The sequence below is a fragment of the Sphingomonas sp. DMC8 genome, assembly GCF_056314185.1.
The window spans coordinates 339,739-359,111 of sequence record NZ_JBQUYV010000004.1; the positions used below are offsets into that span (position 1 = coordinate 339,739).

The window sequence follows — 19,373 nt, forward strand, 5'->3', positions numbered from 1 at the left end:
GCGATGATTGCGCGGTTGGTAAATTCAGCCCACTTCGGCAGCAATGACAAGATGTCACCGGCCGTTTTTATTATGATGAACGGTGAAAAATGCCATAATTAACGTTCAGAATGGCAGTGTTCGGTGAAATGCAGTTTTCGCGTCGGGGATATAGTTGCGCATGAACCAGTTGACCCCGGAAATATGAGGCGTGCCGTTCGACTGTCATCGCCGGTTGTGCGGGCAGGCGGCAGGCGGCAAAATGGCCTCATGTCTGCTATTCTCTTGGGCGGCGTTCTGCGCCGCAGTCGATGGCTGGTCGCGTCGCTGTTCGTCCTTGCCGGGCTCAGCGGCGTTGCCGAGGCGCGTACCATCCTGTTCGTCGGCAACAGCTTCACCTTCGGGGCCAACTCGCCGGTGCTGCGCTATCACGCCAGCCACGTCGCCGACCTGAATCAGGAACGGATCGGCGGTGTGCCTGCACTGTTCAAGAGCTTTGCCGATGCGCTGCATCTCGACTGGCAGGTCAGCCTGGAAACCTCGCCCGGCAAGGATCTTGCCTGGCACCTGGCCAACAAGCGTGCGCTGATCGACCGTCCCTGGGATGTGGTGGTGCTGCAGGGGTATAGCACGCTGGATGCCGAGCGGCCGGGCGATCCCACGCGCCATCTTGCCGCCGCGCGAGCGCTGGCCGATCTGTTCCATCGCCGCAACCCCGCCGCGCAAGTCGATCTGGTGGCGACATGGTCGCGGCCCGACATTACCTATCGAGCGGGCGGTCACTGGCACGGCCAGTCGATCTTCCGCATGGCCGAGGATTTGCTCGCCGCCAATCGCCTGGCGCTGGGGAATGGGTCTGGCATCCACGCGGTGCTGCCGGTGGGTACCGCTTTCAACCGGGCAATCCGCGACCGGCTGGCCGATCCCAATCCCTATGACGGTATCGCCTTTGGCCAGATCAGCCTGTGGACCTGGGACCAGTATCACGCCAGCGCGGAGGGCTATTATCTGGAGGCGCTGGTCGAATTCGGCGCGATCACCGGCGCCGATCCGCGCTCGCTCGCCGGCAAGGAACATGCCGCCGAAGACCTCGGCATCAGTCCCGATGCGGCCCGGCGGTTGCGCGAGGTTGCCGCTGCCGAACTGGCGGCTCAGCGCGTCGGCGGCGCGCCATAATAATCGGGCGCGCCGTCGAGGCGCACATCGACCCGATCGAGCAGGAAGCCGGGGTCCATCGCGTACAGCTCCACCCGATGTGCGCCGGCGGCTAGCTGGCCCAGCGGCAGCGTGCGCACCGCGCTGTTCGACAGCACATTCGCCTTCCATTCGTCGCTGCGGCCATGGGTTTCATAGTCGAGCACGGTGACCGGTCCGGCATCGATGCGCACGCCCAGCCGCAGGCCGTTGGCAGCTGTGAGCGGATGCACCGGCAGTGCGACAATGCGCAACTGCGCGTCGCTTTTGCTCGCAAGCCGGAAGGGCAGCACGACCGGCGCCACCGCGTCGGCGCGCGCACTCGAAGCGAGGTCGAGCCGGCTGCGCAGCACCGCACCGCGTGAACCAGGGCCTTCGATGCGTTCCCAGGCGCCGCCCGGCGTCACCGCGCGGTCGGCAGGCGTTATCGAGATAATCCGGTTCACCTCGGGCGTCGCATCGCCGCCGGGGAAGGGCTGCATCACCGGCTCGAGATAGACCATCGTGCCCTGGCAATGGATTTTGCCGGGCGCGACATTGCCCTTGCCGTCATATCGCAGCGCGATCCGCATCTCATAGCCGTTCCCGGCATCGAGCCGCCCCTGCCGCGTCGCGACTTCGACGCCGGACAACCCCTCCAGCGTCCAGTCGCTCACCGCGCCCTTGCCATAGATGGTCAGCCACCGCGTTTCGGCAATGCCTGGCGTGAAGCGCAGGGTCGCGGCATCGGCGCCGCATTGGCCGACTGGCGGCAGCGCGATCTTCGGATAGGCGGGCTCGGCGAACACCGCCAGCCGGCGCGGCGCCATGTCCATGATGCCGCGCCACTTGCCGCCGACCTGCGCATTATAGGCGGCAGTGTCGGCAACGATCGCCTGATCTGCGGCCTGCGCCTGATCGACATAGGCATTGGCGCTGGCGCGGCCTTGACGGGCATAGAGCGCGGCAAGGTCGAGCTTCAGATTGCGCAGGTTGAGATTGGCGGCGCCCCGCACCGGATAGAGCACGGTCTGGAAATAGGCGTCGCGCCGGTTGGCGGGCAGCGTCGCCGCCAATGCCTCGGCCTTCGCCATCAGCGCCTGATACCGGGCGATCCGCGCCCGCGCCTCGTCACCGCCCGAGCGCACGAAATCGCCGATCCGGATTGGCGTTTCGGGCTCGACCTGGCTGAAGCCCATGAATTCCGGCTTCCGCGCAAAGGCGAGGTCGTAATAGTCCATCAATATATCGGCGACGGGCTGCGCCGCGGCCGCGCCGAACTGGCGCCCAGCCCAGTCGGCGAGATGTGCCCGCGCGGGCTTGCCGAGCAGCCGCGCGTCGAAGGCGAGATCCAGGAAGTAGTTCGCCAGATATTCGCCCGGCTTGATGTCGCCGACATTGACGACCCACAGCTTGCGCGCGCCCAGCGTCCAGGCACGTTCCATCTGCTCGCGGATCAGCCCGGGATGCGTCGTCGCCAGCCACAGATAGTCGTGCGGGCGGCCCCAATAGGAGATGTGGTAATATACGCCCGACCCGCCCGACCGCGCTCGTTCGGCGGCGGTCGGCAACTGGTTGATATAGCCGTAATTGTCCTCGGGCCATACGAGCGTCACATCGTCGGGCACCTTCAGCCCGGTGCGATAGACGTCTAGGACTTCCTTGTAGAGCGTCAGCGCCTGCGGCACCTGCGTGGCCGGTTTGCCCTGCGCCGCGGCGAGAAGGTCGCGCTGGACAGCGATGGCATCGACCGTGGCGTCGCGCGCCTGCTCGGGCGTGCGGGCGCCTTCCAGCGCCGAGTCATGCTTGCCGCGCAGGCCGATCGTATAGACATTCTCGAATGCCTTCACCTGATCGACGCGACGCCGCCAATACGCGACCATGCGGTCTCGATTGGTGAAGAAGTTGAACGGCCCGTCCTTCGCCTCGTCCCACTCGCGCACATTGTTGCGCATCATCGGTTCGGCATGGGAGGTGCCGACGACGATGGCATAATCGCGCGCGACTTCGGCATTGCCGGGGATCTGGTAGAACGGCCTGGTGCTTTCGTGCATCGCCGGCCAGATCAGATTGGCCTTCAGGCGCCACATCAGCTCGAAGATGCGGGCATAGGTTTTCGGGCCTATATCGCCGGTTTCCGGTTCATAGGTTTTCGCAGCCCAGGGCTGCAGCCCCCAATCCTCGTCGTTGAGGAAGATGCCGCGATACTGGACCGACGGCGCGTCGGACAGGATACGCCGCCCGTCGACCACCAGCCGGTCGGCGTGGCGCGGCGTGACATCGGCCCACCATTCCCAGGCGGAAACGCCCAGTTCGCGGGTCAGGTCGATCGCCCCCCAGATCGCCCCGCGCGGATCGGAGCCCGCGATCAGCAGATAGCGGCGGCCGGGATGCTGCTTCGACCGCGCCAGCACGCGGACATAGCGCTCCCACTGGCCGTCCAGCGCCGACAGATCGACACCGGCATCACCGGCGGCGGCGCGGATCAGTGCGGAATCCTGGGCGCCGATCACCACGCAAAGCCGGTCGCATTGTGCGAGGTCGCCCGAAACCGCGGGGCCACGGCCGGTCAGCGCGGTGAGGTCGCGGGCGAGCAGTTCGCTGACCAGCCTTGCCGAGGTGGCATCGTCATGGACGATCCTCGGCAGCGCATGGCCGTCGAACAGCACGGCCTGTGATTGCGCCAGTGCAGCCGACGACAGGGTGGTTGCGGAAAAAAGGAGAAGTGGTGCCCAGGGACGGAATCGAACCGCCGACACTGCGATTTTCAGTCGCATGCTCTACCAACTGAGCTACCTGGGCACACCGGCGGTCGCCGGGGAGCGCGCGTCTTAGTCGCGCGAATCGTGGCTGTCCAGCCCTGAATGTGCATTTGGATCGACCTGCTCCCCCGGAACCCGATAGCCTTCGCCCAACCATTGCAACAGGTCTCGATCCTTGCAACCGCGACCACAAAACGGCTTGAATTCCGGGGCGGCAGGCTTGCCGCAGATCGGGCAGGCGTCGCGGGGCATCGGGTTACTCCTTGGGGCTCACGAATTGAACCGCGCCGCCCATGCGGCGGGCCAGCGCTTCCGTCCATCCGGGCTCGCGCGCCAGGCGGCGGGCGATTCGGTTGTCGACCATATGGGTGGCCGGCGGCGGCGGGGGAAGGCGTTCCAGCCGGCGCAGCTCCGCGCGAGCGGCGGCGCCGACCGGATCGGCGTGGAGCAGCTCGGGCAGCGACGGCCGGCTGCGGCGGCGGACGATCTGGAGAAAGCCGAAGCCGTTGACGGCGGTCCGCTCGAACGGCTGGGGCAGGGCGGCGTCGACCGCTTCTGCTACGGCACCCCGCGCGGCCTTGCTGCTCAGCGTCGGGAAGTCGATGCCGATCGATCCGCCGATCCCCAGCCGCTCGATCGCGCGAGCGACGGCATGGGCGGCGGCAATCGACAGCGGCTCCAGCGGCGCGGCCCCGTCGACATCGAACAGCGTCATCGCCGGGGTCGGCGACATGCGCAGCGCACCGCCGGCAAAGGCGATTTCGCCGCTCCACGCTTCCTCCAGCACTTCCGACCAGCCGGCTTCCTCCAGCAGATCGGGTTCATGGGAGCGGAGCGTACGGACCGGGTGGCCGCTGGCGCTGATCCGGGCGAGCAGGTCCGGGCCGTCGCAAGGTTCGGCATCGGCAGGGGCGGGGACGGCCTTGGGCAGCTTGGCGCGCCCGGGCTCGGGAATCGCCTCCCGCACGATCCGGACCTTCAGCGCGGCACCCTGTGTGATGCCCTTGGGCAGCGGATCGCACAGTGCCTCGCCGCCCTGATCAAGCGTGACCTTGCCGGTCGTCTTGTCGGTCAGACGAGCGGTGCAGACGGCGCCGACGCGCACGGTTGGGCCGGCGAGCTCGATCCGCGCCTTCCAGATGGTTCCGCGCGAGACAAGGGCGGCGCGGTTCTCGCCGATCCCTGCCTCGTACAGCCACTCAGCCAAGGGAATAGCCGGCGCTGGCGAGGAGTGCGCGGGTCTCGAACACCGGCAGGCCGACGACGCCCGAATGGCTACCGGACAGGAAGCGCACGAACGCCTCCGCCTTGCCCTGAATGGCGTAGCCGCCCGCCTTGCCCATGCCTTCACCGCTGGCGACGTACCAGTCGATGTCGGCTTCGCTCAGCCGCTTGAACGCGACGATCGTGTCGGAGAGGCGGGTGCGGGCCTTACCGTCGGGGCCGATGAGGCAGACGGCGGACAGGCAATGGTGGCGACGGCCCGACAGCAGCGCCAGCATCCGGCGCAGATCGGCTTCATCTTCGGGCTTGCCGAGAATGCGGCGGCCGACTGCGATGGTGGTGTCGCCGGCCAGGACGATCTCGTCCGCGGCACGTTCGACCGCATGCGCCTTGGCAGTGGCGACGCGCAGCACATAAGGTCGCGGCAATTCGCCGGGGCGGACATCTTCGTCCACATCCGGAGCGGCGATGCGGTCTGGCGCGGCGCCGATCCGCGTGAGCAGATCGCGTCGTCGCGGCGAAGTGGAAGCGAGCACGAGCCGCATGGGCCGCGCCTGCTTACTTGAAGCGATAGGTGATGCGGCCCTTGGTCAGGTCGTAGGGCGTCAGCTCGACGAGCACTTCGTCGCCCACCAGAACGCGGATGCGGTTCTTGCGCATCTTGCCGGCGGTGTGGCCGAGAATCTCATGGTCGTTCTCAAGCCGGACGCGGAACATGGCGTTGGGGAGAAGCTCCACAACCTGCCCACGCATTTCAAGCAGTTCTTCTTTGGCCAAAAAATGCCTCTCGAGGATAAGCGCGCGTAAAAGTGCGTCGCCCTTACAGCGCTGAAGGGAAAAAGGGAAGGCGGCGCGGTAAGCGCGCGTCTCTACGCGCATGAGATGGCGATTTGAGGGCGGGAAGGCAAGAGCGGGGGCGATTGCGGCAAAAACGCCCCTCCCGCAAGCGGGAGGGGAACGCAGATCGATAGGTTTGGTTCTAGTGTGTGCCGCCGCCCGCGAGTGCCGCGAGGAGCAGCAGCGCCACGATATTGGTGATCTTGATCATCGGGTTCACCGCCGGCCCGGCGGTGTCCTTGTACGGATCGCCGACCGTGTCGCCGGTAACGGCGGCCTTGTGGGCATCGCTGCCCTTGCCGCCATAATTGCCGTCCTCGATATATTTCTTGGCATTATCCCAGGCGCCACCGCCGCTGGTCATCGAAATGGCGACGAACAGGCCGGAGACGATCACGCCCAGCAGCATCGCCCCGACCGTGGCAAAGCCCTGTTCCTTGCCCGCCACCGCGGCGATCAGGAAATAGACGAGGATCGGGCTCAGCACCGGCAGCAGCGAGGGGACGATCATCTCGCGGATCGCTGCCTTGGTGACGATGTCGACGGTGCGGGCATAGTTGGGCCGGCTGGTGCCCGCCATGATGCCGGGATTGTCGCGGAACTGGCTGCGGACATCTTCCACCACCGATCCCGCCGCACGGCCCACCGCAGTCATGCCGAACGCGCCGAACAGATAGGGGAGCAGCGCCCCGAGCAGCAGGCCGACGATGATATAGGGGTTGGACAGCGAGAAGTTGACCGGTCCGGTCAGCCCGAGCGCGTCGTGATAATGATCGAGGTCGGTCGTGTACGCGCCGAACAGCACCAGCGCCGCCAGTGCCGCCGAGCCGATCGCATAGCCCTTGGTCACCGCCTTGGTGGTGTTGCCCACCGCGTCGAGCGCGTCGGTCTTGTGGCGGACCTCGTCCTCCAGCCCCGCCATTTCAGCGATGCCGCCGGCATTGTCGGTCACCGGACCATAGGCGTCGAGCGCGACCACCATGCCGGCCAGTGCCAGCAGCGCGGTGGCAGCGAACGCCACGCCGAGGATGCCCGCGATCTGATAGGTGGCGATCACCGCGACCACGATCACCAGCGTCGGCAGCGCGGTCGATTCAAGGCTGATCGCGAGGCCCTGGATGACGTTGGTGCCATGGCCGGTCACCGACGCCTTGGCGATCGACTTCACCGGCCGGAAATTGGTGCCGGTGTAATATTCGGTGATCCACACCAGCAGGCCGGTGACAGCCAGCCCGATCATCATGCACCAGAACAGCCCCATGCCGCTCACGTTCGGCATCGCAGCGCTCGCCGCGACCGCATCGGCAGAAAGCGCGCCGTCGCTCAGCATCGACGTGGGTTCGCCAAGCGAACCGATCGCCGTGTGCAGGTCGCCGCCCAGCGCGTAATAAGTGACGCCATAGATCGCCGGGACTGCAAGGATGACGGTGGTCCAGAAGCCCTTGTAGAGTGCACCCATGATCGACTGGCTGCTGCCCAGGCGGACCATATAGGTGCCGATGATCGAGGTGAGGATGCACACACCGCCGACCAGCAGCGGCAGCGCCATCAGCTTGGTGAGCAGCACCGGATCGAGCCCGCGCATCAGCAGCGCGATCGTCACCATGGTGAGGCCCAGCGTCACGACATAGGTTTCGAACAGGTCAGCGGCCATGCCCGCGCAGTCGCCGACATTGTCGCCGACATTATCGGCGATGACGGCCGGGTTGCGGGGGTCGTCCTCGGGAATACCGGCCTCGACCTTGCCGACCAGATCGGCGCCGACATCGGCCGCCTTGGTGAAGATGCCGCCGCCCAGACGTGCGAAGATCGAGATCAGCGAGGCGCCGAAGGCGAGCGTGGAGAGGGTCAGCACGACCAGCCGGTCGCCCGGTGCGTGATGGGCGATGTCGACCAGATACCAGAACAGCACCGCGATCGACAGCAGGCCCAGCCCCGCCACCAGCATGCCGGTGATGGCGCCGGAACGGAAGGCGAGGGTCAGCCCGCCCTGCAGGCTGCCGCGCGCCGCCTCTGCGGTGCGGACATTGGCGCGCACCGAAATGTTCATGCCGACAAAGCCGGCGACGCCCGACAGGATCGCGCCGATCAGGAAGCCGATGGTGGGCACAAGCCCCAGCGTTACGGCCAGAACGGCCGCGACGATCACGCCGACAATGGCGATGGTGCGATATTGCCGGCCCAGATAGGCCTTGGCGCCTTCCTGGATGGCGGCGGCGATGTCCTGCATCTTGGCATTGCCGGCCGGTGCGCGGAGCACCTGCTGGCTGGTCAGAAAGCCATAGGCGACGGCGATCAGGCCGCAGACGATGGCGAAATAAACGATCGTCATTGCGTATTGTCCTCCCCTGTTGCGGGTCGCGACACGCGCCGCGTGTACCGTGGTCTCGGTCGCGTGGGAAGGAGCGTATAGTAAAGCGGAGGCAAGGCAAGCGTTCGCGGCGGGGAGCGCAAGTTCCCCTTCCGCTTGCGGGAGGGGCTAGGGGAGGGGATGGCGCGGCTGTCTTCTGCCCGGTGTTATAGGTAGGCCCTCCCCCAACCCCTCCCGCAAGCGGGAGGGGAGCACATCATCCGAAAGACTCTTGAAACATCACGCGCCGCCGCCTTACGCGAAGGCCGGGGCGCTCTTGAGCTGCTGATAGGCTTCGATCACCCGCTGCAGCCGGGTCTCGTGGCTGCGGTCGCCGCCATTGCGGTCGGGGTGATATTTGCGGACCAGTTCCGAATAGCGCTTGCGCAGCGCCGTCCGGTCGGAATCGACTTCCAGATCGAGCACCTTCAGCGCCTCGCGATCGCGGCCCGACAGCGGCTTGCCGTCCTTGCGCTCGCTGCGGTCCTTCATCCGGTCGCGGAAGCGGGCGCCGATCGCATCGAGCGGATCGGCGAAATCGGCCCAGCGCGGCGGATGGTCGGCACCGGCGGTGGCGCTGAACACGCGCGTCTCGCGCTCCCAGCCGGCGATCGGGCGCTGCGCCTCGTGAATCTCGTCGGGGCTCATGCCCGCGAAGAAATTATAGCCCGAGTTGAACGCGCGGACATGATCGAGGCACAGCCAGCGGAACGGCGGCGGCCCGTCGAAACTGCGATGCGCCCCTTCCAGCGGCGGCGCGCGAAACTCGCCGGGGGCGGTGCAGCCGGGCTCGGCGCACAGCCTGCCTTCCGCCTCCATACGACCATGGAAACGGGCGTTCGGACGATCCCTTTTCGGCTGCTGGCTGGCCACGCGACTCCCTCGAACAAACCGCCTATATAGGCGCGATGACTGACCTCGCCACCGGCCCTTTGGCCGATCTGATCGCCGACCGCCTCACCCAAGCGCTCCACCCGTCGCAGCTCACCGTCAGCAATGACAGTGCCCAGCATCGCGGCCATCTGGGCGATGACGGAACCGGCGAAAGCCATTTCAGCGTGACCATCGAGAGCCCCGCTTTTGCCGGCCTGACGCGGGTGGCGCGGCAGCGATTGGTAAATCAGGCGCTGGCCGACCTGCTTGCCACGCGCATCCACGCGCTGGCGATCCGGGCGACCGCGCCGGGCGAGTGAACAGGCGCCCGCGAAACGGAGCGTTGCCGAACCTATGCCCTTGATTGGCTGGGCTATGGCGGCGCGAGCCGCTATCCCCGTGCAAGCAACGGGAGAGCGAGCATGCGCGACGACCTGATTACCCAGACGATCGAGCCAACGACACACGATCTGGGCGGCTTCAAGGTCCACCGCACGCTGCCGTCGCGGCCGCGCACCATGGTGGGGCCGTTCATCTTCTTCGACCAGATGGGGCCGGCGATCCTCGATGTCGGCACCGGCATCGACGTGCGGCCGCACCCGCACATCAATCTGGCGACCGTCACCTATCTGTTCGCCGGAGCGATCGACCATCGCGATTCGCTCGGCACCTTTGCCACGATCGAGCCGGGGGCGGTCAACCTGATGACTGCCGGCCACGGCATCACCCACTCCGAACGCTCGCCTTCTGCCGAGCGGGAGAAGGGCCCCCAGCTCTCCGGCATCCAGACCTGGCTGGCGCTGCCCGAAGCGGTGGAGGAATGTGATCCGGCGTTCGAGCATGTCGCGGCAGGCGATTTGCCGATCGTCGAGGCGCATGGTGCGCGGGCGCGGGTGATCATGGGCGAGCTGTGGGGTGCCACGGCGCCGACCACCACCTATGCCCAGACCATCTATGCCGACATCGCACTGGAAGCTGGCGCGAGCTTGCCGATCGACCCGGCAGCGGACGAGCGCGCGCTCTATGTGGCCACCGGCGAGGCCAGCCTGGACGGCATGCCGCTGGTGCCGACCACGCTCTACATCCTGCGACCCGGCATTCGCGCAACGCTCCGTTCCGAACGCGGAGCGCGGGTGATGTTCTGCGGCGGCGAGGCGTTCCAGACGCCGCGCCACGTGTGGTGGAACTTTGTGTCGTCGAGTCGCGACCGGATCAACCAGGCGAAGGAAGACTGGAAGGCGGGCGCCTTTCCGAAAGTACCCGGTGACGACAAGGAATTCATTCCGATTCCCGAGGTTCCGAAGACCGTTAGCTACCCTTAGATTTCGATCACTTGCAGGAACCTTCGCATCGGCGCATCTTTCCTTTCAGAAGCGGTACGAACCGCTCGCAAATCGCGGGGAAGATGCATGGCAGATCGGGAATGCAAACGGATTGCCTTGTCTGCCGGCTTGGCGCTGGACGTGACGCTGGACGGAGATCCGGCCAATCCCCCCGTCATCCTGCTGCACGGCTTTCCCGAATCGCACCGGACCTGGCGGCACCAGATCCCCGTGCTGGCGCAGCGCTATCGCGTGATCGTGCCCGATCAGCGTGGCTATGCCGGTTCTTCGAAACCGGACGGCATCAGCAACTATACGCCCGACAAGATCGCCGCTGACCTGCTGGCGCTGGCCGATGCGCTCGACATCGACCGCTTTGCGCTGGTCGGTCATGATTGGGGCGGGGCGATCGCCTGGATGGCGGCGCTGCAGAATCCGAAGCGGATCGCCCGGCTGGCGGTTCTGAATGCGCCGCACCCGCAAGTGTTTCAGCGCAAGCTGTTCGACGATGCGGCGCAGCGTAAGGCGAGCCAGTATATCCGTTTCTTCCGTGAAACCGATCTGGACCGCGCGCCCGACCGCAGCGCGCTCGAACAGTTCCTGCTCTCGCTGTTCGGCGAGCATCTGGGGGTGAGCGTGCCGCCGGAAGAGAAGGCGATCTATCTGGAGCAGTGGAGCCAGCCCGGCACGCTGACGGCGATGCTCAACTGGTATCGGGCAACCCAGCTGATCGTGCCGGCGATGGACGAGACGCCGGAACGGCCGGGCTGGATCGACGGACCCTTCCCGCTCCAGCCGCAGCCGACGCTGGTGATCTGGGGCATGAAGGATCGCGGCCTGCTGCCCTGCCTGCTCGACGGGCTCGACCAGCTGATTCCCGATTATACGCTGGTGACGGTGCGCGAGGGCGGCCACTTCATTCCGTGGGAGGCACCAGAGGCTGTGAACGACGCACTCACGGACTGGCTCGGCAAGCGGTGGCCCTGAAAAAAACGCCCGGTCGAAGCCGGGCGCAGTGGGAAGGTTCGGTGGGAAACTGGACTTAGAAGCGGAAACGAGCGCCGAGGCTGAAATACCGGCCCTCGTACCGGCTATCTATCGGATAAAATTGGCTTTCGTTGAAGTAGCGATAGTTCTGGAACGGTTGCGCCAGAATGTTGCTGACCTCCGCCGTGAGCGTGATGTTTTCGATCGGTGTGTACGAACCGGAGAAGTCCAGGCGCGAGATCGGACGCACGCTCTGCCCGGTATATTGAACATCGTTCGAATTGCGACTGTAGAAGTCGACATAAGAGCTGCGGTAATTGTACGAGAGACGCAGTGATACCTTGCCGCGCTCATAGAAGCCGCTGAGATTGTAAGCCCATTTCGAAACGCCAGTCAGCGACACCATCGGCTGCGCGCTTCCCAGCGCCTTGGGCAGCTGGTTCTTTGCGTCGACATAGGTAAGATTCGCCTGGGCGCCGAAGCCGCTCAGCCAACCCGGCAGGAAATCGAAGAAGGACTGTGCCGAAACCTCGAAGCCCTTGATCTTGCCGGTGCCGGCGTTTTCGGGACGGCTGATCTGGATCAGGCCATAAGTTGGGTCGAGTACGTCGCGTGTGTAGTTGTTGATGAAGCCATTCAGGTCGCGGTAGAAAACTGCTGCGCTGACGGCGCCATTGTGCCCGAAATAATATTCGAGCGTAGCGTCGTAGTTCTTCGAGGTGAGCGGCTTCAGATCCGGATTGCCGCCAGAACCGAACGCCGCATAACGGGAGTTGCTGCCCGACGCGGAACCGAAATCCTTGTTGCGATCGATGTTAAAGGCTGGGTTGAGTTGCCCGAAGCTGGGGCGCGTGCGGGTCATCGTGAAGCCCAGTCGCGCTTGCAGGCCGGGCATCAGCTTTGCCCGCAGGCCGAAGCTGGGCAGCACGTCGACATAGTTTTGGCGGTTGGTATCGGTCACCGATCGTGCCGTGCCGTCCGTACCTACGACGCGCGAGGTGCCGACATAGCGACCATCGGTGTTTACGATGCGTACGCCGAAGGAGCCGTCCACCGGAATGCCGATGTCAAACGCATAGGCGGCCGAGGCATAGGCGGCATAGCTCGCTTCCTTGGCGTAGAAGCCGCCGTACGGGTCCATCGGGATCGCCTTGGTCGCAAATCGCGCCAGCGCGTCCTTGTAGCCCTGATCGTTCGGATTGGCCGCGACAATCTTTTGGAGCGACTCGTACGAAAGCTGGCGCAGTGCCTCGGCATTTGCCTGAATCGCGTCGTAGGAAGGCATCATCCAGTTGCGGAACGGTGGACCGTCGCCGCGGAAACCATCCTGGACCAGTTCCAGTGTACCGGTCGGCAGGCTGGCGAGCGGGATGTTCAGTGTCGGCGTATAGGCGTAGCGATTGCCCTGGCGCTTCTTGGCATCACGGCTGGTCGCGCGCATGCCAAATTTCAGCTTGGGCAACCAGCCGATGTCGGTATCCAGAGCAATATCGCCCCGCCATTGGATGCCGGCGCCGCTGACATAATATTCGCGCTGGTAGAAACCGCGCCACACATAGTTGGCGGGATTCTTCATGTCATATCCACCAAGGTCGAACCACGAGGACCCGCCCTTGTTGAAAATGACATTGACCGGCGGTGCCGCTGCCGTTTGGGAATCGAGACTGGCTTCGTTCGCGCCATATTCAGAGAATGTATAGGCGAGGTCGCTGGAGATGACCGCGCGACCCGTCGTCCAGATCAGCCCCCCGGCGGCCTGATAGGTGTTCGTATAGTCGCGGCTGGTCGAACGGAACATTTCCGCCGGATAACCGCCGGTCTTGCTGACGCTTACCAGCTTGTTCGGCTGGCCATCGACGCGCACGATATTCGATAGGGCCGGGCCGACGCCGCTATTGCTCGCGCGCAGTAGCGATACGTCGAAATCTTCCGTCGAGCCCTGGTTGCGGAAGGCCTGTCAAAGGCCGTCGGCATAGATTTCAAGATTATGGGCCGGCCGCCATTGAAACGATCCGTTGACCGACGGGCGCTCGCGCAAGCCGCGCGGGTAATAGAAACCGACGCTGTAGGGGATGCGGAAGTCGGCTTTTTCGCCCGCCGGCAGCGGGGCCTTGCTCGTCGCAACGTCGTCAACCCCGCCGTTCACATAGCGGATCGAATTGTTGAAATAGAAGCGGTTGTAGGCGACGTTGACCAGCAATCCCATTTCGCCGATCGGCGTGTTCCAGCGGTCGCTGAGGAGCAGGTTTCCGTTCGGGTTCGTCTTTTTGGACTGGTCGTTATACGACGCGCGGATGGTCCCGGCGATTTCCAGGCCCTTGAAGTCGAACGGGCGCCGCGAACGGACATTGACGAGGCCGGCAAGGCCCGGCTCGATCAGGTCGGCGGTCGCCGATTTATATACTTCAAGCGCTGCAAGCGCTCCGGCGGGAAAGTCGTGGACCTGTACTGTGCGGTTTTCTGCCGTGAAGATTTCGCGGCCGTTGAACGACGTACCGACGTCGGGCAGGCCGCGTACCAGCAGACCCGAGGCTTCGTCGGCATAGCGGTTGACCTGTACCCCCGGAAGCCGCGCCAGGCTCTCGGACGCATTATTGTCCGGCAATTTGCCGATGTCCTCTGCGACGATCGCGTCGAGGATCGAAGCGGATTCTCGCTTCAGCGTGGCTGCGGAGGCTAGGCTGGACCGAATGCCCGTGACGACGACATTGTCGGCGTCCTGAACGCTTCCGGCTTCGTCCGCTGCCTTATTTTTGGCCGACTCTGCGGTCTGTGCGAATGATGTCGTCGAACAGCCCAGCGCGAGCGCAGCCGTCGTCAGAAACAGACTCGATTTGAATCGCAAGATATCCTCCCCCGTTTGATGCATGCAGCCTGCCTCGTTGGGCGTGGCGGGCGCGGTACGCTCAATGCACCTGGCTGTTACCAGATTAGACGTATTAGTCGGACAAATTGAGTGGGCGTCAATACGCTTCTGCAACATATTGAAATATTGAAGTCAAAATAGCGAAATTAGGCTGCTGTCAGCCTGGACGACTCGGGCGCATCTCATAGGGGCGGGTTTCATAGGGTGGCTTCAGTGCTTCCACCCAGGCGCCGTGCGCGTGGGTCAGCGCCACGAGTTCCATCGGCGTGTCGCCCGGCCAGCCGCGTACACGGACTTCGTGCCGGTGGAGGTCGCGGTTCGGCTCCATCATCACCCAGCCGAGCGGGCGTTCGGCGCTGGCGGCGGCGCCGGCCGCCTGCATCGTGTCAAAAATCCGGTGCTGGGTGGCATCGGGCAGATATTGCCAGACGACCGAGTGCATCAGCACGCGGGTCACGCCTTCGGGTTGCGGTTCGGCAAGGCGGGCCGCCAGCCAATCGCCTGCATCGCCCTTGTCCAGCGCGACGGGTTCGGCGCGCAGCATCGCGATCGTGGCATCCAGCCGCGCCTGGCGTTCAGCGGCATCGACCCAGCAATAGGCCTGGAGCCGTTCGGCATCCTGGTCGCCGCTCAGGTCGAGCGGGGCGATGTCGACGCCGCGTGCCGACACGATCTCCACCGGCGCGGCGGGCGGGGGCGGGCCGCGCCATTCGGGGCGGATCGTCACCGGCGAGGCGGACGGGCCGGCGCCAACTCCGCACAGATCGAAGCGATAGCGGCCGAGCATAAGGTTCAGCCCGCCACTTGACCCGATCTCGAGCACCTCGAAGCGCGGTCCATAGCGGGTGGCGAGGTGGAGGATGCCGGTCATCAGCCCGGCCGAACGTCTCGCCTCGTTCGTCTGGGGCGGTCCGTAGAGCCAGGGAAGCAGCGTGAAGTCATAGGCCGAAAGCACGCCGTCGAGCGCGACACCGATCCGCCCTATATCCGTTTCACCACCGGTGAAGATGCGGCGTAGTTCGGGCACCCCGCGGCGGTGGAGCGCGTGCAGCCCGCCGACCAGCCGCAGTACCAGCGCATCGGCCACCGGCTCGCCCGGCCACTCGAGCACGCGGCGCCCGGTTTCGCTGTTCCGGGTGATGCCCTGGCCCAGCGCGGTACAGATGCGCGCCGTGATCGGCGCGGCCATCGCCTCGCAATAGCCGGCCTGGATGGCGAAACTCTTGCGATTCTCGGCTTCGGTTGCCATGGGCTTCTCCCTTCGGCGCGTGTTGCGCCCATGCCGGCCCCCAAGTAAAGCCCCCGCACCCATGACCGAGCCTTTGATCCTTGCCGTGCCGAAAGGCCGGATTCTCGAAGAGGCGCTGCCCTTGCTGGCGGCTGTCGGCATCGTGCCCGAGGCTGCCTTTTCCGACAAGAATTCGCGCGCGCTGCGTTTCGCGACCAACAACCCGGCGATCGACCTGATCCGGGTGCGCGCCTTCGATGTTGCAACCTTCGTGGCGCATGGTGCGGCGCATCTGGGTATTGTCGGGTCCGACGTGCTTGCCGAATTCGATTATTCGGAGCTGTACGCGCCGGTCGATCTCGGTATCGGCCATTGCCGGATTTCGGTTGCCGAGCCGGTGGCGCTGGCCGAGCTGGACGATCCGCGCGGCTGGAGCCATGTCCGCGTCGCGACCAAATATCCGCACATCACCCGCGCCCATTTCGAGGCGCGTGGCGTGCAGGCGGAATGCGTGAAGCTCAACGGCGCGATGGAGCTGGCGCCGGTGCTGGGGCTGGCGCCGCGCATCGTCGATCTGGTGTCGTCGGGGCGGACGCTCAAGGAAAACGGGCTGGTTGAAGTGGAAGTGATCGCGCAGGTGACCAGCCGGCTGATCGTCAACCGCGCCGCGTTCAAGACGCGGGCGAGTGAAGTCGTGCCGCTGGTGGACGGGTTCCGGAGGGCCGTGGCGTGAAGACGAATCCAGACTTCGCCGTCTACGCTCCCCTCCCGCTTGCGGGAGTGGTCGGGGGAGGGGATGGTCGAGCAGAACGGGATACTGCTATTGCCCAGCCGCCCACGTCAGCCCCTCCCCTAACCCCTCCCGCAAGCGGGAGGGGAATGTGATCCGGCTGGATTCGACAACGGCGGATTTCGCCGATGCCTTCACCGCGCTGGTCAACGCCCGGCGCGAAGCGGACGACGACGTTGCACGGAACGTCACCCACATCATCAAGCGTGTGCGCGAGGAAGGTGATGTCGCACTGCGCGACCTGACGCGGCTGTTCGACAAGCATGATCTCGATCGTTCGGGGTGGACGATCGACCGCGCCGACTGTCTCGCTGCCTATGAGGGGCTGGCGCCCGAGCTTCGCGACGCGCTGGAACTCGCGGCCGAGCGGATCGCCGCCTATCATGCCAAGCAGCGTCCCGAGGACCGCGACGAGGTTGATGCGCAGGGCATCCGCCTCGGCGCGCGCTGGAGCCCGGTCGATGCGGCGGGCGTCTATGTGCCCGGCGGCCGCGCGGCCTATCCCAGCTCGGTGCTGATGAACGCGATCCCCGCCAAGGCGGCGGGCGTGCGCCGGCTGGTGATGGTGACGCCGACGCCCAATGGCGAGGTGAACCCGCTGGTGCTCGCCGCCGCGCATGTCGCCGGGGTCGACGAGCTGTACCGTGTCGGCGGCGCGCAGGCGATTGCTGCGCTCGCCTATGGCACCGGGCGGATCGCGCCGGTCGATGTCGTTACCGGCCCCGGCAATGCCTGGGTCGCCGAGGCCAAGCGGCAGCTGTACGGCGTGGTCGGCATCGACATGGTGGCGGGGCCGTCCGAGATCGTCGTGGTGGCGGACGGCAGGAACGACCCCGACTGGATCGCCGCCGACCTGCTCAGCCAGGCCGAGCATGACCCGACCAGCCAGTCGATCCTGTTCACCGACGATGCGGGCTTTGCCGACCGGGTCGCCGCCGCCGTCGACGCGCAGATCGCGCAGCTTTCTACCGCCGCCACCGCGCGGGCGAGCTGGGACGCGAACGGTGCGATCATCGTCGTGCCTGCACTGGTCGAGGCAATGCCGCTGGTCGACCGGCTGGCGCCCGAGCATCTCGAACTCGCCTGCGACGATGCCGAGGCGCTGTTCGACATGGTCCGCCATGCCGGATCGGTGTTCCTCGGCCGCTATACGCCGGAAGCGGTGGGCGATTATGTCGCCGGCCCCAACCATGTGCTGCCCACCGGGCGGCGCGCGCGCTTCGCATCGGGCCTGTCGGTGCTCGACTTCATGAAGCGCACGTCTTTCCTGAGCCTCGACGTCTCGGGGCTCGCCGCGATCGGCCCCGCTGCGGTCGCGCTGGCTATGGCCGAAGGGCTGCCCGCGCACGCAAAGTCGGTGGCGATCCGTTTATCGTGATAGAATAGAGAATCATGGCAAGTCCCCAAGCAAAGTCCCGTTCCAAGGCCCGCGCCGCCGCGCGCCTCGCCGCCGTGCAGGCGCTGTACCAGCGCGAGATGGAGGGCACTTCAGTGCCCGCGCTGCTCCACGAGTTCCACCAGCACCGGCTGGGCGCGGTGATCGAGGATGTCGAATATGCCGAGGCCGACATCGCCTTTTTCGACGACCTCGTGACCGGCGCCGATGCGCGCCGCGACGAGATCGATGCGATGATCGCCAGCAAGCTTTCCGCCGACTGGTCGCTCGACCGGCTCGACAAGCCGATGCGCCAGATCCTGCGCGCCGGCACTTATGAGTTGATGGCGCGCAAGGACGTGCCGACGGGCGCCGCGATCAGCGAATATCTCGACGTGACCGATGCCTTTTACGACCGCCGCGAAAAGGGGTTCGTCAACGGCATCCTCGACGCGATCGCCAAGGCGGTGCGGGGATGATGCCGGCGCCTGCCCGGATCGGGGTGGGTGGTTTTTTGGACGGCCGGTTTATGCCCGCCCGTCTTGCCCGGATCGTTCCCCTCCCGCTTGCGGGAGGGGCTAGGGGAGGGGCTGAGACGGTTCAGCACTGCTTCGCGGTCGTTCCCTCCCCCGACCCCTCCCGCAAGCGGGAGGGGAGCGCATGGGGCTGCCGGTTGGAACGTGCACGGGCCTGCGCATGAACGAAGCTGCCTTCCTCGCCGCCTTGCGGGCCTTGCCGCTCCATCCGAGCGCCCGGGGGTTACAGGATGATACGGCCGTACTGGGCGACCTTGTCGTCACGCATGACGTGTTGGTTGAGGGCGTGCACTACCTCCCCGCCGATCCGCCCGGCGACGTGGCCTGGAAGCTGCTGGCGGTGAACCTCTCCGACCTTGCCGCCAAGGGCGCGGTGCCCGAAGGGGTGCTGCTCGGCTATCCCCTGGCCGGCGATGGCGCATGGGACGCCGGCTTCCTCGCCGGGCTGGGCGAAGCGCTGGCACGGTTCGACTGTCCGCTGATCGGCGGCGATACGGTGAAGGCCACGGCCGGCGCGCCGCGTACCCTGTCGCTTACCGCGCTCGGCCGCTCGACGGTTGCGCCGTGCCGCAGTGGCGCGCAAGCCGGTGACCTGCTCTGCGTTACCGGTACGATCGGCGATGGCGGTGCCGGGCTGCGCGTCGCGCAGACGGGGCAGGGAGATCCGGCACTGCTTGCGCGCTATCGCAGGCCGGTGCCGCGTCTGGCCGAGGGGCAGATGCTGGCACCGCGCGTCCATGCGATGATGGACGTGTCCGACGGGCTGCTGATCGATGCGGAGCGGATGGCGGCGGCGAGCGGCCTTAAGGTGCGTATCGATCTGGGCGCAGTGCCACTTTCCTTCGCCTATGCCGATGCCGTCGGCGAAGATCGCGCTGCCCGGCTTGCGGCTGCCACCGCCGGCGACGATTACGAACTGCTGTTCGCGCTGCCCCCCGAGCAGCGGCTGAACATGGCCGCGACCTGTATCGGCCGGTTCGAGGCAGGGGCGGGGCTCGCCCTGTATGAGGGCGCGATCCCCCTGCCGCTGCCCGAACGGCTCGGCTTCCAGCACGGTTAGCCAGCTGCGGC

The 19,373-nt window shown here is 65.9% G+C and carries 18 protein-coding genes and 1 tRNA gene; 8 read left to right on the forward strand and 11 right to left on the reverse strand.

Going from position 1 to position 19,373, the window contains the following annotated elements; translation table 11 throughout:
- Positions 1-249: 249 nt before the first annotated feature.
- Entirely contained in the window at positions 250-1,155 is a 906-nt protein-coding gene (locus tag ACT53K_RS11100) for a PEP-CTERM sorting domain-containing protein (RefSeq protein WP_476228694.1), read from the forward strand.
- Here ACT53K_RS11100 and ACT53K_RS11105 read toward each other — a convergent pair.
- The 8 genes from ACT53K_RS11105 to ACT53K_RS11140 form a co-directional block, all read right to left on the reverse strand.
- Positions 1,131-3,911, reverse strand: coding sequence for a glycosyl hydrolase 115 family protein (locus tag ACT53K_RS11105; RefSeq protein ID WP_476228695.1), 2,781 nt, complete (start codon positions 3,909-3,911; stop codon positions 1,131-1,133). The two genes, ACT53K_RS11100 and ACT53K_RS11105, sit on opposite strands and share 25 nt — an antisense overlap.
- A tRNA-Phe gene (locus ACT53K_RS11110) sits at positions 3,879-3,954 on the reverse strand. Before ACT53K_RS11110 ends, ACT53K_RS11105 begins: the two co-directional genes overlap by 33 nt.
- A gap of 29 nt (positions 3,955-3,983) precedes the next feature.
- Positions 3,984-4,166 (reverse strand): DNA gyrase inhibitor YacG, encoded by a 183-nt coding sequence (locus tag ACT53K_RS11115; protein ID WP_476228696.1) that lies wholly within the window; start codon positions 4,164-4,166, stop codon positions 3,984-3,986.
- Positions 4,167-4,170: 4 nt separating this feature from the next.
- Positions 4,171-5,121 (reverse strand): ribonuclease E/G, encoded by a 951-nt coding sequence (locus ACT53K_RS11120; RefSeq protein WP_476228698.1) that lies wholly within the window; start codon positions 5,119-5,121, stop codon positions 4,171-4,173.
- Positions 5,114-5,683 carry a Maf family protein gene (locus ACT53K_RS11125; protein ID WP_476228699.1) on the reverse strand — a complete coding sequence of 190 codons (570 nt, stop codon included), beginning with the start codon at positions 5,681-5,683 and terminating at the stop codon, positions 5,114-5,116. Before ACT53K_RS11125 ends, ACT53K_RS11120 begins: the two co-directional genes overlap by 8 nt.
- A 13-nt stretch (positions 5,684-5,696) precedes the next feature.
- A complete protein-coding gene (gene infA, locus ACT53K_RS11130; RefSeq protein WP_003049127.1) occupies positions 5,697-5,915 on the reverse strand; it encodes a translation initiation factor IF-1 in 219 nt (72 codons plus the stop codon).
- Positions 5,916-6,117: 202 nt separating this feature from the next.
- Positions 6,118-8,307, reverse strand: a complete 2,190-nt coding sequence (locus ACT53K_RS11135; RefSeq protein ID WP_476228700.1) for a sodium-translocating pyrophosphatase — start codon at positions 8,305-8,307, stop codon at positions 6,118-6,120.
- Positions 8,308-8,580: 273 nt separating this feature from the next.
- Positions 8,581-9,144: a J domain-containing protein gene (locus ACT53K_RS11140; RefSeq protein WP_476228749.1), complete on the reverse strand. Its 564-nt coding sequence runs from the start codon at positions 9,142-9,144 to the stop codon at positions 8,581-8,583.
- 89 nt (positions 9,145-9,233) lie between these two features.
- Between ACT53K_RS11140 and ACT53K_RS11145 the strand changes: the two genes are divergently transcribed.
- The 3 genes from ACT53K_RS11145 (at position 9,234) to ACT53K_RS11155 (ending at position 11,507) form a co-directional block, all read left to right on the forward strand.
- Positions 9,234-9,518, forward strand: coding sequence for a BolA family protein (locus tag ACT53K_RS11145; protein WP_476228701.1), 285 nt, complete (start codon positions 9,234-9,236; stop codon positions 9,516-9,518).
- 102 nt (positions 9,519-9,620) lie between these two features.
- Positions 9,621-10,520 (forward strand): pirin family protein, encoded by a 900-nt coding sequence (locus tag ACT53K_RS11150; protein WP_476228702.1) that lies wholly within the window; start codon positions 9,621-9,623, stop codon positions 10,518-10,520.
- A gap of 87 nt (positions 10,521-10,607) precedes the next feature.
- The gene (locus ACT53K_RS11155; protein ID WP_476228703.1) at positions 10,608-11,507 is read left to right on the forward strand and encodes an alpha/beta fold hydrolase; all 900 of its coding nucleotides are present in this window, start codon (positions 10,608-10,610) and stop codon (positions 11,505-11,507) included.
- Between the two features lie 55 nt (positions 11,508-11,562).
- Here the strand turns inward: ACT53K_RS11155 and ACT53K_RS11160 are convergent, their stop codons facing one another.
- The 3 genes from ACT53K_RS11160 to ACT53K_RS11170 all read right to left on the reverse strand — a co-directional run bounded on the left by ACT53K_RS11160 (position 11,563) and on the right by ACT53K_RS11170 (position 15,622).
- Positions 11,563-13,371 carry a TonB-dependent receptor gene (locus ACT53K_RS11160; RefSeq protein WP_476228704.1) on the reverse strand — a complete coding sequence of 603 codons (1,809 nt, stop codon included), beginning with the start codon at positions 13,369-13,371 and terminating at the stop codon, positions 11,563-11,565.
- A 93-nt stretch (positions 13,372-13,464) separates the two neighbouring features.
- Positions 13,465-14,490, reverse strand: a complete 1,026-nt coding sequence (locus tag ACT53K_RS11165) for a TonB-dependent receptor plug domain-containing protein (protein ID WP_476228705.1) — start codon at positions 14,488-14,490, stop codon at positions 13,465-13,467.
- Between the two features lie 40 nt (positions 14,491-14,530).
- Positions 14,531-15,622: a DUF2332 domain-containing protein gene (locus ACT53K_RS11170; RefSeq protein ID WP_476228706.1), complete on the reverse strand. Its 1,092-nt coding sequence runs from the start codon at positions 15,620-15,622 to the stop codon at positions 14,531-14,533.
- A gap of 61 nt (positions 15,623-15,683) precedes the next feature.
- Here ACT53K_RS11170 and hisG point away from each other — a divergent pair, with 61 nt between their 5' ends.
- The 4 genes from hisG (at position 15,684) to thiL (ending at position 19,362) form a co-directional block, all read left to right on the forward strand.
- Entirely contained in the window at positions 15,684-16,334 is a 651-nt protein-coding gene (gene hisG / locus ACT53K_RS11175; protein WP_476228707.1) for an ATP phosphoribosyltransferase, read from the forward strand.
- Between the two features lie 148 nt (positions 16,335-16,482).
- Positions 16,483-17,769 carry a histidinol dehydrogenase gene (gene hisD / locus ACT53K_RS11180; RefSeq protein WP_476228708.1) on the forward strand — a complete coding sequence of 429 codons (1,287 nt, stop codon included), beginning with the start codon at positions 16,483-16,485 and terminating at the stop codon, positions 17,767-17,769.
- Positions 17,770-17,783: 14 nt separating this feature from the next.
- Positions 17,784-18,245 (forward strand): transcription antitermination factor NusB, encoded by a 462-nt coding sequence (gene nusB, locus ACT53K_RS11185; protein ID WP_476228709.1) that lies wholly within the window; start codon positions 17,784-17,786, stop codon positions 18,243-18,245.
- A 217-nt stretch (positions 18,246-18,462) separates the two neighbouring features.
- Complete coding sequence (thiL, locus tag ACT53K_RS11190) at positions 18,463-19,362, forward strand: thiamine-phosphate kinase (RefSeq protein WP_476228710.1); 900 nt, start codon at positions 18,463-18,465, stop codon at positions 19,360-19,362.
- The last annotated feature ends 11 nt before the right edge of the window (positions 19,363-19,373 follow it).